14 protein-coding genes and 1 pseudogene are annotated in these 16,859 nt (G+C 56.7%); 11 read left to right on the plus strand and 4 right to left on the minus strand.

Annotated elements, in window-relative coordinates; all coding sequences use genetic code 11:
- Positions 1–75: 75 nt before the first annotated feature.
- The gene (gene queC, locus B2R17_RS05210) at positions 76–813 is read right to left on the minus strand and encodes a 7-cyano-7-deazaguanine synthase QueC (RefSeq protein ID WP_286763133.1); all 738 of its coding nucleotides are present in this window, start codon (positions 811–813) and stop codon (positions 76–78) included.
- Positions 810–1,775, minus strand: a complete 966-nt coding sequence (locus B2R17_RS05215) for a 3'-5' exoribonuclease YhaM family protein (protein ID WP_008658633.1) — start codon at positions 1,773–1,775, stop codon at positions 810–812. Before B2R17_RS05215 ends, queC begins: the two co-directional genes overlap by 4 nt.
- A 246-nt stretch (positions 1,776–2,021) precedes the next feature.
- Between B2R17_RS05215 and B2R17_RS05220 the strand changes: the two genes are divergently transcribed.
- The 9 genes from B2R17_RS05220 to B2R17_RS05260 all read left to right on the plus strand — a co-directional run bounded on the left by B2R17_RS05220 (position 2,022) and on the right by B2R17_RS05260 (position 13,710).
- The gene (locus tag B2R17_RS05220) at positions 2,022–4,271 is read left to right on the plus strand and encodes a serine/threonine-protein kinase (protein ID WP_286763134.1); all 2,250 of its coding nucleotides are present in this window, start codon (positions 2,022–2,024) and stop codon (positions 4,269–4,271) included.
- Positions 4,272–4,387: 116 nt separating this feature from the next.
- The gene (locus B2R17_RS05225) at positions 4,388–5,266 is read left to right on the plus strand and encodes a hypothetical protein (protein ID WP_286763135.1); all 879 of its coding nucleotides are present in this window, start codon (positions 4,388–4,390) and stop codon (positions 5,264–5,266) included.
- Positions 5,267–5,476: 210 nt separating this feature from the next.
- Positions 5,477–7,528, plus strand: coding sequence for a flagellar biosynthesis protein FlhA (gene flhA, locus B2R17_RS05230; protein ID WP_008658626.1), 2,052 nt, complete (start codon positions 5,477–5,479; stop codon positions 7,526–7,528).
- On the plus strand, positions 7,528–8,919 hold the full coding sequence (gene flhF, locus B2R17_RS05235; RefSeq protein ID WP_286763136.1) for a flagellar biosynthesis protein FlhF: 1,392 nt from the start codon (positions 7,528–7,530) through the stop codon (positions 8,917–8,919). Before flhA ends, flhF begins: the two co-directional genes overlap by 1 nt.
- A 217-nt stretch (positions 8,920–9,136) precedes the next feature.
- Entirely contained in the window at positions 9,137–9,367 is a 231-nt protein-coding gene (locus B2R17_RS05240; RefSeq protein ID WP_286763137.1) for a hypothetical protein, read from the plus strand.
- 121 nt (positions 9,368–9,488) lie between these two features.
- On the plus strand, positions 9,489–10,307 hold the full coding sequence (locus tag B2R17_RS05245; protein WP_008658619.1) for a FliA/WhiG family RNA polymerase sigma factor: 819 nt from the start codon (positions 9,489–9,491) through the stop codon (positions 10,305–10,307).
- Positions 10,308–10,315: 8 nt separating this feature from the next.
- Complete coding sequence (locus B2R17_RS05250) at positions 10,316–11,560, plus strand: glycosyltransferase family 4 protein (RefSeq protein ID WP_286763138.1); 1,245 nt, start codon at positions 10,316–10,318, stop codon at positions 11,558–11,560.
- 242 nt (positions 11,561–11,802) lie between these two features.
- Positions 11,803–12,747 carry a serine/threonine-protein kinase gene (locus tag B2R17_RS05255; RefSeq protein ID WP_286763139.1) on the plus strand — a complete coding sequence of 315 codons (945 nt, stop codon included), beginning with the start codon at positions 11,803–11,805 and terminating at the stop codon, positions 12,745–12,747.
- A 3-nt stretch (positions 12,748–12,750) separates the two neighbouring features.
- The gene (locus tag B2R17_RS05260; RefSeq protein ID WP_007326483.1) at positions 12,751–13,710 is read left to right on the plus strand and encodes an acetyl-CoA carboxylase carboxyltransferase subunit alpha; all 960 of its coding nucleotides are present in this window, start codon (positions 12,751–12,753) and stop codon (positions 13,708–13,710) included.
- A 338-nt stretch (positions 13,711–14,048) separates the two neighbouring features.
- On the opposite strand, the gene B2R17_RS05265 is transcribed toward B2R17_RS05260, so the two are convergent.
- Complete coding sequence (locus tag B2R17_RS05265; protein ID WP_286763140.1) at positions 14,049–14,846, minus strand: CvpA family protein; 798 nt, start codon at positions 14,844–14,846, stop codon at positions 14,049–14,051.
- Positions 14,847–15,256: 410 nt separating this feature from the next.
- On the opposite strand from B2R17_RS05265, the gene B2R17_RS05270 reads away from it, so the two are divergent.
- Entirely contained in the window at positions 15,257–16,105 is an 849-nt protein-coding gene (locus tag B2R17_RS05270) for a metal-dependent hydrolase (RefSeq protein ID WP_236615591.1), read from the plus strand.
- Between the two features lie 24 nt (positions 16,106–16,129).
- On the opposite strand, the gene dtd is transcribed toward B2R17_RS05270, so the two are convergent.
- Positions 16,130–16,567, minus strand: coding sequence for a D-aminoacyl-tRNA deacylase (dtd, locus tag B2R17_RS05275; protein ID WP_286763141.1), 438 nt, complete (start codon positions 16,565–16,567; stop codon positions 16,130–16,132).
- 92 nt (positions 16,568–16,659) lie between these two features.
- Here dtd and B2R17_RS05280 point away from each other — a divergent pair.
- A pseudogene (locus B2R17_RS05280) lies at positions 16,660–16,859 on the plus strand (hypothetical protein); the annotation flags it as partial.

Below are 16,859 nucleotides of genomic sequence, written 5' to 3' on the forward strand. Positions count from 1 at the left end.
CTCAACTGTTCCGTCGGGCAGGCTTTAACTGCCAAGCCTCATCGCAACCAAGCCCACGTCAAACGGATCGTTGTCTCAGCCGGTGGCGGGATCAGCGATTTCGTTTTCTGCGAAACCTTTCGCTCTCAGCAGGCACGCGTCGCATTGGCCGCAGGGACGCATTTCGTCGCTGCTGCCTTGTGGATCGTAACAGGACAGCGTTTGGGAGTAGTCCACTCCGAGCTCGATGCCGCGCTGGATGATCTCGGCTTTCGTCCAGTGCAACAGAGGCGTGTGAATGGTGAGCGAGTGCGCGTCTTCCACACCTGCTTTGGTGGCCAAGCGTGCCATCGTTTGAAATGCGTCAATGAACTCTGGACGGCAATCCGGGTAGCCGCTGTAGTCGAGCGCGTTGACACCGATGAAGATGTCTCGTGAGCCCAACGTCTCGGCAACCGCTAAGGCGTAGGACAGAAAGATTGTATTGCGTGCTGGGACGTAGGTCACCGGAATGTCGCCCGCGATTTTGTCAACGTGATCCGATTTGGGGACGGCGATGGACGAGTCCACCAGGGCGGATCCGCCAAGCTGAGCCAAGTCGATGTCGATCACGCGGTGTGACACCACACCCATCAAACTGGCTTGCTTCGCCGCACGGTCCAGTTCGCCGTCATGACGTTGCCCGTACCGAAAACTGATCGCGTGGACTTCGAATCCTTTGTCGCGGGCGATGGCGACGCAGGTGGCGCTGTCCAGTCCACCGGACAGCAACACAACCGCTTTGCCAGCGTCTTGCGAGGTGGAATTGGATTGAGGTTGTGAGGTCGAATTCACGAGTCGCCCTTCCAGAGTTTGCGTCCGATCGATGGGGTGTAGTTGGTCCAGTTGCCATCCGCGGCGATGTCGGAATCAATGATCGAAGAGTACGAGGCAAGCTTGGCATCGAGGTTGTCGATGTGATGCAGTGCAACCGCTTCGAGCGTGACCGGAATCTTGGGACTGCCGTATTCCAGCACGCCGTGGTGACTGACGATCAAGTGTTCCAATTGATGCCGCAGTCCGGTGGAAAACTTTTGGCCGGTGGTGGCTTCGGTTTCCGCGATCTTTTCGCCCAAGCGTTGGACGCCGATGACGATGTGTCCAACGAGTTGCCCCCGATCGGTGTAGCTGATCTCGCCGCTGGCACGCAGTTCGTCGATCTTCCCCAGGTCGTGCAGGAAGGCTCCCATCAACAACAGGTCCGTGTCGACCTTGGCATATCGCGGTGAGATCAGTCGGACCAGTTCCATCATGTTGACGGTGTGTTCGAGCAGTCCGCCTGGATAAGCGTGATGGTTGGAGACCGCTGCGGCGGCTTGTCGAAACGATTGAACGAATGATTCGTCGTTCAGGTAAGACTGAGCCAACGCATGCAGGGCGGGCTGGGAGATCGTGGCCAACAATTCTCTCAGACGCGTGAAGTTATTGTCGGCTTGGGTGGCGTCGAACCGGTCAAAATCACTTTGGTCCACTTCCGCGGGATCCATGCGTTGGATCTCGGTCAGAATGACTTGCAGCGATCCGTTGTGGATTTGGGTGCGGCCGGTGCAGTGGATGTAGTCCCCGCGGTCGAACGTGTCGAAGGTGGTTTCGTCCGCGTTCCACATCATTCCGACGATCGTGCCGGATCGGTCGGATAACTTCAGCAGGATGTACTTGCCACCCTGACGATTGACTCGCAGCTGTTTGTCAGCAGCTTGGAACGGCTGGGCCAACGTCATTCCGTCGGCGAGATCATGGATAGCGGTTCGTGACACGGGCTCGTCGCGGGTAGAAGGCGATTAGATGTTCAGAGCGGGCAGATGTTCAGGGCAGGGCGGTGGTCTTCGCCCAATCCAGCGGCCAATCGTATCAAGACCCGGAATGGATTCCATGGGGACAGATTTCCGTGGTGGAAGAGTTGTTGGGCGATGGGCCAGTGTTTACCCTGCAGGGTTGGATTTCGCCGAACGAGTCGGGCGGGGCGGCCTGCCAGCCGGTCAAACGCATCGACGACAGGTGGAATGCATTGGATTCCCATCGCAACCCGGCATCTCATGACCGATTCACCGCCCGCACCTGATTCACCCCCTGAGTTTCTGGATCCCCCAGAATCAGCTGGCGAATTGGGCCGACTGGGGCCGTATCGCGTGATCGAATTGCTGGGCCAGGGCGGCATGGGGCATGTCTACCGAGCGCAAGACACTCGGTTGCAACGCACCGTGGCTCTCAAGGTGATGAACGAGCGATTCGCGAAATCGCCGAACAGTCGCAAGCGGATTGTCGAGGAAGCTCGCTCGATGGCCGCGGTTCATCATGACAACGTCGCGACTCTGTTCGAGGTTGGTCAACGCAATGGCACACCTTTCTTGGCGATGGAGTTGTTGCAGGGAGGAACGTTGGAGGAGCTGCTGCAATCCGGTCGCCAATTCAGCTCGGAGGAAGTGATCGCGATCGCAGATCAAGTCGCCTTGGGTTTAGAAGCCGCCCACGATCGAGGGATCATTCACCGAGACATCAAACCGGCGAACTTGTGGATTCAATCACCGACCGAACGAGTCAAGATTTTGGACTTTGGTTTGGCGGTCGCTGGATCAGCGGTGCAAGGTTTGGCTCGCGGTGACAGCGTCGTCGGCACACCGGGTTATTTGTCGCCCGAACAAGCTCGCAACGAGACGGTCGATGAACGCACCGATCTCTATTCGCTCGGTGTCGTGATGTATGAGATGTGTGCGGGGAAGGTTCCGTTGCTGGCTTCAAGTACACCCTCACAACTCGTCAACATTCTCTGCCGTGAACCGTTGACTCTGTCCCAGCGAAAGCAAAACGGTGAACCAGTCGATGTGCCCGAACCGCTCGAACGATTGATCATGAGGTTGTTGTCCAAGGAACCCGGCCAACGATACGAAACGGCGGGGCACTTTCGCAAAGCACTGATGGCAGTGTCGGAGCAGCTTCAACAATCCAAACAAGCTGGGTTGACGATCGAAGTCGATCCGACTTCGGGCAACGGTTCGTCGGCGGCAGTGGGCTCTCAACCGACTGCGACGACGAAGACGACCAGCGATGGAAGAAACAAAGCATTGTTTGTCGTCGCTGGGTTGGCTGTTGCCGCCCTGATTGCCGGTGGAGCGTGGTGGGTGCTACGCGACGAAACTTCGAAGAGCACGCCGATGGAATCAGTGAAGTCGGCTTCGACGGCTGACGCTGCACCCTCGGTACTGGCTGCTGAACTGGGAGCGTTGCAGTTAACTGGGAAGGTCATCGCTGATCCCGAGATTCCCGTTGGCGAAATGGCCAGGTTTCGGTTGCAGTTGACCAACCAAGCCGACTCGCGTGAAAACGATCCGCGAATTCGCTATTCGCGAGCGGGGCAAGTTGCTCGCATCACGACCTATCTGCAACAAGAGGGGCAGCTCAAACGCAAGGCTCCCGCGTTTCCCCGATCCTTTTCGCCAAGGCAGTTGCCGGCTCCGGGTGAGACCCAATCGATTGAGGTTCAGTTCTTGACCAGCAACTTGGCCCAGGAACGCTTTGATGTGATCTTCGAACTGCAATCGCCGGCGGGGGCACACGTTGACTCGATGACATCTCAATTCGAAGTCACCGAAAATTTGCAGTCCGGCGATTTGTTGGGTTTTGAAACCATTCGAACGCGTGCCGGAAAAGGTGCGGACACCCATGTTCGCAAAGGAAGCAAGGAAGACTTTGGAAAGCAGCCCGCCGTCGTTGCTCATCGAGATGGAGCGAACGGCAAAGATGTGTTGGCGATCGCTTTTCTGAGGTTTGATCTGACGCAGTTGGCTCCGCCGTCTGGGACCGGGGATGATCTGGCGAGCTCCGTTCTGCAGCGAATCGATCGTTCCGCTTTGTTGCTGAGCCTGGCTCCGAATTCGCACCCCGGTGCGGGCCGGATTTTGGTCCACGGTTGGCCATCGAATTTGGCGACTTCCGGTGGCATCGGCCCACTGGATTGGAGCGAAACCGGAGACGGGGCTCTCTCGTTTGAGGCCAGCCCCGTCGCGAATGGTGTGGGCGATTTGGTCCCGCTCGGGGAATTGAAGTTCGATAATTCGGGGGAAGGTCTGAAGGATCAGCCCGATGAAATCCGCTTTGTTTCCAGAGCATTGGATGATTTTCTGCGATCATCTCCCGGTGTCGTCACGCTGGTGTTGTCGCAGGAAGGATGGTTGGGGGATCCCACTCGATTCAACTCCCGAGACCGTTCGCCTGAATTGGCCCCCGGTTTGGCGGTTCGTTGGAAAACGGATTGAGCGGAAGCCGTTATCCAAAAGTGGGAATGTCTTTGATAGCCGAATTTAGCAACAAGATGCGGGGTTTCGGGAAGCTACACGTCTACCTGACGACAGGACTGAGTTAGAATACGGGGATGAATCCTCCGGCCGTTTCCCATCCCAACACTTCGACCGATGCTGATGCTTCGGCTCGCGAAGAGCAATCGAAGTCAGCGAATGCGGGCGATCTGGCAGCATCATCTCTGACCGGCTCATCGGAGGTGCGGCTCAGCCGATCTCGACAGACATGGACCGGAGCGGGCAGTGCCGCTGGGTTTGTGCTGCGTTACTTGCCGCCAATGCGTCGGTTGCTGACGGATGTATTGGGCAGTGAATCGGATGCGGATCGGGCGTTGGCAATTCTGATTTCGCATTTGGTCAAAGCTGGGTATTCCGGGCACGCGAAGGGACGATTGCGGGACTTTTTGATTCTCGGGCTCCGCTCGGCCGCGAAAGCTCGGGTAACCGAGATCGAGGCCAAGGCGAAAAAGGCAGGCGAGTCGGTCACTCCGCGTGAATTGGATCTAGATTCCGCGAAAACAGAATCACGCAAGTGGCTCAGTTATTGGCGAGAAGGATTGTTGCAGAGGACTTGGCGGGCTCTCGAGCGTGAGCAGCATCGTGAAAGAACGCGGGCTCACCGAATTGAATCAGGTGACGTCGATGCGGAAGATGCTGGTGTGGTCGCTATCGAGCCAGTCAACGACTTGGTTCACGACGTGATGCGAATGGTTGCGGACCATTCCGGTGAATCGTCCGAGGTGATTGCCGGTCGGGTCGCTGAGTTGGCCGAACGCAGCGTGTCCGCCTCCGAGGTGAAGCGGCAGTTGCCGATCGCTCGGTCTTTGTTTGCTCAGTTGTTGGCCGATGAGATCTCGTTGACGCTCGAAAACGCTGACGCAAAAGCGATCCAAGCCGAAATTGGCAAACTCGGACTGCAAAAGGCGTTTTCTGGTTTGCAGGTGAACGCCTGAATCCGGTCTGGTTCGGCCTTCTCGTGTGAAAGCCCGTGAGGTGGAGATGTCGCCGTCTTTTCGGTCGATCATCCTCCTAACTTGAGTCGGATTCTTCACTTTCGACGAAAAAAAAGTTTTGATACCGTCGGGTTTGGGGAGCACTGGGAAGGTGCTGCCATGAGATGAGTACGCTCGAGCCCGAAGGAACGACCGGCGATGCAGTTATTGATGCGCTACCGAGATTTGGTGTTGCCGATTGGCATCATCATGTGTTTGGTGGTGATTCTCGTGCCGCTGCCGCCGTTCCTGATGGACTTGTTGTTGGCAACCAACATCACCGTGGGTGTGATCGTGTTGCTGACGACGGTGTACGTCTCCACTCCGCTTGATTTCAGCATTTTTCCTTCGTTGTTGTTGGCCACGACGCTCGCCCGTTTGGTGCTGAACGTCGCCACGACGCGATTGATTTTGACCAGTACCGAGTCCGGCAGTGGCGGTGCCGCTGGCGGTGTGATCCAAGGTTTCGGTGAGTTTGTCGCCGGGGACAGGATCGAAATCGGGATCATTATCTTTGTGATCATCGTGTTGATTCAGTTCATCGTGATCACCAAGGGTGCGACGCGGATCAGTGAAGTTGCCGCACGATTCGCGTTGGACGGGATGCCAGGTCGCCAAATGGCGATCGATGCCGATATGAACGCAGGGTTGATTGACGAAAAGGAAGCACAACGTCGCCGCGAAGAGATCGCCAACCAAGCTGACTTTTACGGGGCGATGGATGGTGCCAGTAAGTTTGTTCGCGGGGATGCCATTGCTGGCATCGTGATCACGTTGGTCAACGTGGCCGGTGGTCTGTACATCGGTGTCATGCGGTACGGAATGACCGTTTCCGAAGCCGCGGAACTGTTTACCAAACTGACCATCGGCGACGGTTTGGTCAGTCAGGTGCCCGCGCTGTTGATCTCGTTGGCCGCGGGTTTGTTGGTCACCCGAAGTGCTCGCAAAGCCAGTTTGCCTGAGCAGTTCTTGCAGCAGTTGTTCAGCAATCCAAAAGCACTCGCTGTTGCCGGTGGCTTTCTGTCGTTGTTGATTTTGACCAGCTTGCCGGCACTGCCGATGGCGACATTGGGAGCCAGTTGCATCGGTTTGGCTGTGGTCATGAACCGGCAAAACAAACAAGACGAACAGGACGAGTTGGACGCCGAAGAGGCCGAACAGGCAGCCGCGTCCGCACCGGCCGAAAAGCGGGTCGAGGATTACTTGAACGTGGACCCGATGGAATTGGCCATCGGTCTGGGATTGTTGTCGTTGGCTGACCCGAACCGTGGCGGCGATCTGATGCAGCGGATCACGGGTGTCCGGCATTCAATCGCGGGCGACATCGGTGTGGTGCTGCCCAAGGTGCGGATTCGCGACGACATGAATCTGCACGATTACGAATACGAAATCCGGATTGCCGGAAACCCACTGACCAAACAACGTGTCCTGCCGGATCGCTTGTTGGCAATCGACAGCGGACACACGACGGGTGTGATCGATGGCGAACCGACGAAAGATCCAACCTTTGGCGAACCAGCGGTTTGGATCGATCCGATCCGCCGTGAACAAGCTGCGATTTATGGTTACACAACGGTCGAGCCCGGTGCGGTCTTGGCAACTCACTTGCAAGAGTTGGCTCGCCGTCATGCGGACGAGTTGTTGACCCGCGATGCAACGAAGCATTTGATCGACGAATTGAAAGATGCAGCCCCTGCGGTCGTGGAGGAATTGATTCCAGGCATGCTGAAGATCAGCGATGTCCAACAAGTCCTGCAGACGTTGCTTCGCGAGGATGTGCCGATCCGACAATTGGCCATCATCTTGGAGACTCTGGGCGATCATGCGGGGCGGACGAAGGATCCGATTTGGCTCAGCGAATATGTTCGTCACCGTTTGGCGAGAACGATCAGCACACGCTACCGCGACGAATTGGGCCAATTGCACGTCGTGGCGCTCGATCCCGCGATGGAAGACCGCATTGCGGCAGGAATCGAACATACCGAGCGAGGACTTTTTGTTCGGATGAGTCCTCAAGCAGTGGACTCGACTTGCGACAAAATCTCCCAAGCCGTTAAGAAACTAATCACGTTGGGACATACCCCGATCATTTTGGTCAGTCCTCGGATTCGTCCGGGCCTTCGCCAGATCATCGCAGGATCGATGCCCCGCGTTCGTGTGTTGTCGTACAACGAGATCACACAAGACACAAAAATCCAGTCACACGGCGTGGTGAGTGATTGATGCATATCCGAACTTTTCGAGCAGCGAATCTGCAAGCAGCCCTTGCAGACATCCGAGATCAAATGGGCCCGGAAGCTTCCGTGCTTCATACGCGGCAGGTCCGCAATGGCTGGATGGGCTGGCTTGGCCGGACTCATGTGGAAGTCACTGCGGGATTGCACAGTGGTCCTGCGGATGGAACTTCGCACGATGCTTCCAGCAGTCGCGTTCCAGCAAACTACGCGGACGAACCGCTACAGCCCGCTGATGTCCGATCGGTCAATTCCGTGGCGGCATCCTCCGGTTATGGCACGTCGCCGACGGGGATACCTAATCTCAACGCAGGCACAATCAATCCCGGCGGAGTACCCGTTTCCTCGGGGCAGAATCCTGTTGACGCGGCGTATCACAACTATGACCCGTCACACCAACTATCGTCAGGCACCGGGAATCCTGGTTCGGCAAACGCAAGCCATGGGGCGGGGCAGGGCGGTTTCTATAGTGCGGGTTACGTATCTGGTGAGCTGAGTCCTGCGGATTCGCTTTCGTTGCGGTTGCTTCAAGCCGGAGTGGAAGAAGCCACCGCTCGCAGATGGATGGCTTCGGCGTCCAGCTTCGCAGCGGGAATCGCGAATTCTGAATCTGCGGTGCAGTCGGACCAACGTTGGATGGAACATCTGCAACGAGCAGTCGCACGAGAGCTGAACCTGTGTGGACCGATTCGAACTCAGCCTGGCGACCGTCATGTGGTCGCGTTGGTTGGACCGACAGGCGTTGGCAAGACCACCACGGTAGCCAAGCTAGCGGCAGGTTTCCGCATCGAAGCTCGTCGGCGGGTTGGTTTGCTAACGATTGACACTTACCGAATCGCGGCGGTCCAGCAGTTGAAGGCTTACGCCGAGATCATGGACTTGCCCATGCAAGTCGTTGAAAAACCCGAACAGATGGAAACGGCGCTGAGTGCACTGGGGGATGTCGATCTGGTTTTGATCGACACCGCCGGCCGCAGCCCGCGAAGTGATGCCCGCATCGAGCAGCTCTCTGAATTTCTGCGAGCGGCGCATCCAGACGAAACACACTTGGTTCTCAGTGCGACCAGTTCGGGTGAAAACATTCGAACGACGTTAGAAGGTTTCGCCCCGGTGCGAGCCAACGCGGTCACGCTGACCAAGCTTGATGAGACACCTTGTATGGCATCTGTGTTGGCTGCGTTGACGGGGCGTGATCGCATCGTCGCGCCGCCGCTGAGCTATCTGACCAATGGTCAGCAAGTCCCCGATGACATCGCCGTGGCTGACGCTTCGGGTTTGGTGGCACAATTGTTGCCGCACATGCCTACGGCTGGATTGGGGGAGATGGGATTTGAAACAATGGACGGGTACGAATCTTTGCACTACGGCGAGGCGGCCTAATTTCGAAAAGTTTGACTGAAGTATCAACGGGAAGCTGACCGATACTCTGAACTGCGACGGCACGTGATCGACGAAAGTCACTTGAGACTTTTTTTGAAGTGTCCGTTTAACGAGTTTGGGATAGAAGAATTCGGCCCGTTTTTATTTTCTGGCCTGCCTCCACTGTTTGGACGGTGACGTGACCCGATCATTGGCTCTATCGCTTGGATCATTCGCCATGGGACTGGTTGTCCTTCGCGGAATCTGGCATGGAGAGATGGCCGGAGAGGTTGCTTCGGAAGCGATCGGGACTCTGATCGTTTTCATGGGCATCGGAGGTTTGGCAGGTGCCATTGCGGATCAGTTGATCCGAGACGGAGTGGAAGACTTGTATCGCAAACGAGTGAAGTGGTTTCAGGAAGGTGTCGCCGAAACGGCATCAGAAGAAACCGAAAACCAAACCAAGTGACGGCGGACTGTTGACGGCACGGATGCTGATTGACTCGCACGTTCAAACACACCAAGACTTATTTCATTGCTAGTGACGGACACGCAGCGGATTTCCGATGCGGACATGAAGTTAGCAATCAGTGATCATCACGGAGGATTCTATGCCGGCTACCGCAACTGCTGACGACCCGATCTTGAAGGTATGGACTTCTTTCAAATCCACCACGAAAGATGCGCCTGATTACGAGCCGCTGCGGAATCAGTTGGTCGAACGTTACATGCAATTGGTTCGCTACAACGGCGAACGCATTTGGCAACGTCTGCCCGACGGAGTGGAGCTGGATGACTTGATCAGTGCCGGCATGTTCGGCCTGATGGACGCCATCGACGCCTACGACACTGAACGCGGCGTGAAGTTCGAAACGTTCTGCGTGCCACGTATTCGTGGGGCAATGCTCGATGAGCTTCGCAAAATGGACTGGGTGCCACGTCTGGTTCGAAGCAAAGCCAGCAAGCTGGCCACCGCGACGAAGACCTTGGAAGCCCGCTTTGGTCGTGCACCAACCGTCCAAGAATTGTCGGCTCACATGGAGATCGACATCAAAGAAGTGGAAAAGATGCAGAGCGAAGCCAACGCCGTCGGCGTCGTCTCGCTAAACAAGAAGTGGTACGAAACGGACAGCTACAAAGACGTCCGTGAGATCGATATCCTGGAAGACAAGAAGGGTGAAGACCCCACTCGTCGCGTCCAGAAAAACGATCTGATGCGTTTGGTCACCAAAGGGTTGAACCGCAACGAGCGTCTGATCATCATTCTGTACTACTACGAAGAACTGACGATGAAAGAGATCGGGGCCACGTTGGACCTGTCAGAATCTCGCGTCAGCCAAATGCACACCGCTATCGTCAATCGTTTGCAACAGCAACTCGGCGTTCGTCGCCTCGAGTTCGGGGCTTAAGACCTTTCATGCGTATCGCCCATGTGATCACTCGAATGATCATTGGCGGTGCGCAAGAAAACACGCTGCACAACTGCCAGGACCTCGTTCACCTTCATGGGGACGAGGTCTTGCTCGTTACCGGGCCCGCTGTTGGACCGGAAGGAGACTTGCTCTCCAAACGTGTTCGCACCAACGAAAATGTCGTTGATGATTCGGCGAACGAAGCGAAGGGCAGGGCAGGGCGGTTCGATCTGGACGGACTGCCAATCGAGTTGATTGATTCGCTGCGCCGGGCAATCCATCCGGTTCATGACTGGAATGCCTCCCGTGATCTGCGGCGGACTCTGCTGGACTTTGATCCGGATGTCGTTCACACCCACAGCGCAAAAGGTGGGCTGCTAGGCCGGCATGTGGGATGGGGGCTGAAGCGAACCTCCACTGGCAAACGTCCCGTTGTCGTCCACACGGTTCACGGTGCGCCGTTTCATGAGTACCAATCCAAAATGGCTCATGACTTCTTTGTCCGTTGCGAACGATGGGCCGCTTCGCGTTGCCACAAGCTGATTTCCGTTGCCGACGCGATGACGGATCTGATGGTGGATGCGGGCGTCGCACCTCGCGAAAAGTTCGTGACGATTCACAGCGGAATGAATGTCGACCCATTCGTTCATGCGGTGGATCACCGCGAGGCCGTTCGACAAAAGTACGGTCTGCGAGACGAGCATGTTGTGGTGGGCAAGATTGCTCGACTGTTTCATTTGAAAGGTCACGCTGACTTGGTTCCTGCAGCCAAGTTGGTTGCGGATCGACATCCCAACGTTCGGTTTCTGTTGGTCGGAGACGGAATCCTGAGAGCGGAGCTGGAACAGCAAATCGAATCGCTGGGATTGAAGGAACACTTCATCTTCACCGGTTTGGTTCCTCCGACAGAGGTTCCCGCCATGATTGGTGCGATGGACATCCTGGTTCACGCGTCCTACCGAGAAGGATTGGCTCGAGCGTTGCCTCAGGCATTGATCGCTGGGCGGCCGGCGATCAGCTATGACATCGATGGAGCTCGAGAAGTCGTAATCGATGACCAAACGGGGTATTTGGTTGGGGCAGGGCAGGTCGCTGATTTGGCGGACCGAATGATCCGTTTGGTTGGCGATCAAGAGCTTCGCCAGCGAATGGGCCGGGAAGGGCAATCTCGATTCACCGACCTGTTCCGTCACGAAACGATGACTCGACGGATCCGCGAGCTGTATGCAGATCTGATCTCTGCCCACTGAGTGGGGCTTTGCCTCGAGCGGTCCCGCATTCGACGCTGGGTTGGTGAACCGAGGGGAGGGCAGGGTGGTGGCGAGTTGAAACGCCGATTTCCATGGCGGTATCCCGCCTCCCGCCAAGCGATTTGCGGTGCCGGGCACACGTCTTTCGGCTGTGGGGGCGGTTGGACTATCATGCGAGGCCACAAAATCGTTTTGATCGTTCAACTCGATCGTCCCGTTTCCGACAAAGCCCCAGCCGCTCGATGTCTAAATCACGCGACTTTCTAGGTCCTTACCGACTCGCTCGTCTGATCCGTATTGGATCGACCGCCGAAGTTTGGGAAGCGATTGATGAAGGGGATCAAAAGCGATACGCGCTAAAGATTCTGCGGCAGTCGATGTCGAACGACAAAGCTGAGCTGGCATCGCTGAAACACGAGTACAACGTTGGCAAGGGGCTAAACAGTCCTCGGATTATCAAGATGATCGATCACCGCGTCGAAAACGGCCGCCCGTTTTTGGTGTTGGAACTGTTCAGCGAAATGAACATGAAGCAGGCGCTTCGCAAGGGCCCGGAATCGCTGGCCTACATGCTCGACAAAATCGTCGAGCAAGCCGCCGAGGGCCTCTATTACATGCACACGAAGAATTGGATCCACCGCGATATCAAACCAGACAATTATCTGGTTTCTCATACCGGCGAGACCAAGCTGATTGACTTCACAATCACCGAACCGAAGCGAACCGGTTTGAGCAAGATGTTCTACAAGGCAAAGAACATCCAGGGCACACGCAGCTACATGGCTCCCGAGCAAATTCGCGGGAAGCTTTGCGACGAACGCAGTGACATTTATTCGTTCGGTTGCGTGCTGTTCGAAGCCTGCACAGGCAAGCCACCGTACACCGGACAGACTCCCAATGATCTGCTGTCGAAACACTTGTCGGCATCGATCCCAAGTCCGATCGTCCACAACGACAACGTGACCAAGGATTTTGCGGACTTGGTCAAAAGCATGATGGCGAAGTCGCCCGACGCCCGGCCGCCATCGGTTTGGGAGTTCTTGAAAGTCTTCCGCAACATCGAAGTTTGGCGGAAACGTCCTCGTCGGCCTGAAGTGACCATCTTTGATGATGACACCTCCATGAAGTCGCCTGAGGACATGATCAAACGCCCCGAACCTACCAGCGACGAAGAAGAGGAAAATTAAGCGATGGCCGGACCCGGATTAGAATTCGAAAATGAGATCGCGGATCTGGAGGAGCAAATCGCTTCGCTGGAACGGAACACTGATCGCAGTGAAGAAATTGACTCAGCGATTCGATCGTTGCGTTTGGCGCGTGTTGCCAAATTGAAAGAGACGTACTCATCGTTGGACCCTTGGCAAACGGTCCAAGTGGCTCGTCATAAAAACCGTCCTTACACGCGTGATTACCTCAACTTAGCGTTTGACGAATTTGTCGAATTGCACGGTGACAAGCACTTTGGCGACGACCGCGCGATGCTGTCGGGCTTCGCGAAACTGGATCGATTCAAGGTCATGGTGATCGGTCACCAAAAAGGTAGGACCTACAAGGAACGTGCGGCTTGTCACTTTGGTTGCGCTCATCCGGAAGGTTATCGCAAGGCCATGGTGAAAATGAAAATGGCCGAGAAATATCGCTTGCCGGTCATTTGTTTCATTGACACGCCGGGAGCGTATCCAGGGATCGGTGCCGAGGAACGTGGCCAGGCGCAAGTGATCGCCGAAAGCATGTTCATGATGAGTGATCTGAAAACGCCGGTCATCTGCGTCGTGATTGGCGAAGGCGGATCCGGTGGTGCTCTTGGGATCGGAGTTGGCGATCGAGTCGCGGTTTTGCAGCACGCTTACTACAGCGTCATCAGCCCGGAAGGCTGTGCCGGCATTCTGTGGAAGAGTCACGAACACGCGCCCAAAGCGGCCGCCGCGCTTCGGTTCACGAGCGACCATTTGTTGCGTCTCGGCGTCGTCGATGATGTGCTCGAAGAACCGCTCGGTGGCGCTCATCGTGACCACCATCAAATGGCGACTCGGATGAAGACTTATCTGTCGCGGCAGCTGTCTGAATTGGAAGAGATGCCGGTCGATCAGATGCTCGAGCAACGCTACGAAAAATTCCGCCGGCTCGGCGTCTTCTTGGAAGAGAGCTGAGGCCGACGCTGAAGAGTCGTCGCGTCTCTCAGCGGAGCGGCGCGAGCCGCCCGGTCTCGCCGTACGGAGGGCTGGCAAATGGGATCCGCACGGCGAATCAGGGCGGATTTCGACCGCCCCGCAACGTCCGATAATGCCCCTTATGTTGTATTCGAGGTGCGTAAAACACGTGTTTCAGGCGTTTTCTGCTCTGGGCTTTGGTTTCGTGACGCTCGGGATCGCTGGGTGCTGGTGATCTGAAGGATGCCCCGCCCCGATCGTTCGCCGTCTTCGCGAATCCGAGATCGCGATCGTTTCACTGACGCTCGGTCGTCGCCAAGCGGAAGATCAGCGGGCGGTCAGCGACGCGGCGTTTGCCACTGCGGCGTCGCGGATTGACGCCATGTCGGAGCCTGCTGTTGTGAGCCCGCGGCGGAGTTGAAATCTGGGTTGGACGTCGGTGTTGGGCTTCCGCCAAAGCCACCAAATGGCGGCTGTGATCGCGCGGCATTTTGGGCTTGTTGAAAGCCGTTTTGCGGCGCGAAATTGTTCGCCGGTTGAACGTTCGAACGCGACCAATTTGGATCGACGTTCGGTGCGACCTGAGATTGCGAGAGCCAGGATCCTTCCGAGCCCGATGGCTCGCCCAGTTCTTCGTCGCTGAACTGATCCAGATACGGGCGAACGACGGTGTCCAGTTCTGGTGGCATGATCGAATTGGACTCGGCGAGGACTCGAGCGATCAGGCGGCCGCTCTCGCTGGCGACGATCGCTCGCTGAGTTCGTTCACCAAAAAGCGTGACCGCGAAGAGCGTGATGATCGTGCACAAGAGTGCTCCTTTGGCGAGTCCAAACAGAGCTCCGATTTGGCGGTCGAATTCTTTTAGTCGCATTCGGTCGATCATCCCGCTGACCATTCGCAGCGCGACCCAGATGACGAACGACGTGCCGATGAACAGGATGAACATTGCCAGGAATTGATTCCAAGGCGGCGCAGCATGAATGTTCTGACTGAATGGTTCGCGATAGTGGTACGCGACGCAATAACTGACAACGATGGAAGCGATCGAGGCGAGTTGCCATGCAAATCCGCGAATCGCGCCCAACAAGGTTGCGCCGACCAGGATGACCGTCATCAGAATGTCGTAAGTCTGCATGAGCGCAATTTCACCGCTGCAACGGATTCGGACCGTTTTGACGCTTGTAGCAAAGTGGAAGGGGCAGGGCGAACAGCAATTTTTTTGGGAGCCGGTGGGCCGGTGGGCCGGTGGCAGGTGATCCGGTGATGGGGCCTCGTCTGGGGCAGGGGCTCGATTGGCGGATCAAAAATTTCCGGTGGCGGGCGGGGGCCTGAATTTGGTAACGCCAATGGTTCTCGGTGCGCGACCGCCCTGCTCCGCCCTCATAGTTTTGGGGCCCTTGTGGCTTGGCGGTTTGTGTCCCGGAAAATTTTGTCGGACCGCCCTTCCCCGCCCGTCGTCTCCTTTCCGTTCGCGTTTCATTGGCTGGCTTCAAAACCCATATCTCGACGAGCACCGTTGTCGGATGCGCCTATGGATATTGGGGCGTGTTCGACCAAGGCATGTCGATGGAGAGTGCGCTGCTGGCCGGTGGGCTGTGCAGCGTTTCGGGGATGCTGCCGGATTTGGACAGCGATTCTGGCGTGCCGCTTCGCGAAACGAGTCTGTTTTTGGCGGCGGTCGTACCGATGCTGATGATCGATCGTTGGCGAGACTTGGGGCTGTCACACGAAGCGATGGCGCTGGCGGCGATGATCGTTTACATCGCGATTCGATTTGTTGCCGTGGAGGGATTCCGCAAGTTCACGGTTCACCGAGGCATGTGGCACAGCATCCCGGCGGCGCTTGTCGCGGGACTGATCGCATACATGGCGATGCCATGCGCCAGCGAAGCGGTTCGGGTCTACAAATCCTGCGCGGTGCTGGTCGGTTTCTTGACCCATTTGATCTTGGATGAGATTTGGTCCTTGGATTTCAGCCGTGGGTCGATGCGAGTGAAGAAATCATTCGGAACGGCATTGAAGTTCTTTGGTAGCAGTCCGCTGGCCAACATATTTGTTTGGGGCCAGCTCGGGCTGTTCACGTATTTGGCCTGGGGCGATCACGAAATTTTGGACCGGCTTCGCCAGCGTGTGCGAATGGATCGCGATCGCTATGCGGTTCCCAGTCAGGATGAGATCAATCCGGACTACACCAATCCGTCGTTGTTCGCACCGTGGGAATCTCGTGAGCCGCCACAGTGGCAGCCGCGAGTGACATCACCGCAGGAGTCGCCTTCCAACTTTGGTTGGCCGTCACAGGCTCAACCTGGCGCGACGCAGCCCGGCGCGGTTCAGCCGGGAATGGGCCAGCGAGTTGCCCGACCGAATTGGCCCCCTGCCCTGCCCCAGCGATAATCGCCTCTCACCTCTACACGTGCGTCACAGTTCCAAGATGATGGTGACCGGACCATCGTTTGTCAGCGACACCGCCATGTCAGCGGCGAAGATTCCGCATGGGACCGACAATCCCGTTTTGCGAAGTTCACTGACATAGTGCTCGTAAAGCTCGTTCGCACGATCCGGTGGCGCGGCGTCGGTGAACGCGGGACGGCGTCCTTTCCGGCAATCGGCCAACAACGTGAACTGGCTGATCGCGAGCACGTCGCCGCCGACATCGATTACATTGCGATTCATCTTGCCGTTTTCGTCCGCGAAGATCCGAAGTCCAGCGGTCTTGTCGGCCAAGGCGGATGCAGTTGCTTCCGAGTCTTCGTGACCGATGCCAATCAAAGCCACCAATCCTCGCTCGATCTGACCAACAATTTTGCCATCCACAGAAACGCTGGCTTGTCGGCTGCGTTGCAAAACAATTTTCATGGGCCGGTTCGTGATCCAGGTCGTGACGAGATGGGCTAAATTGGTGGCTGGACGCACACGCGGTGCATCACTGATTTGATGGAAAGGATCGTATGACGTTTCTGTTCACTTGCCCACACTGCCAATCGCAAACCGAGGTGGAAGATGAATACAGCGGTCGCACGGGCGACTGTGTCGTATGCGGTCGCGAAATCACGATGCCCGAGTTCGCTGGCTCGCGGCGGATGGGAAATCGGCCTGGCAAACGCAACAAATCGGCGATTTGGTTTGTCGCGGCCGGATTGGCGTTGCT

This window comes from Rhodopirellula sp. UBA1907 (assembly GCF_002337565.1).
In the GTDB taxonomy this organism is placed as follows: Bacteria; Planctomycetota; Planctomycetia; order Pirellulales; family Pirellulaceae; genus Rhodopirellula; species Rhodopirellula europaea.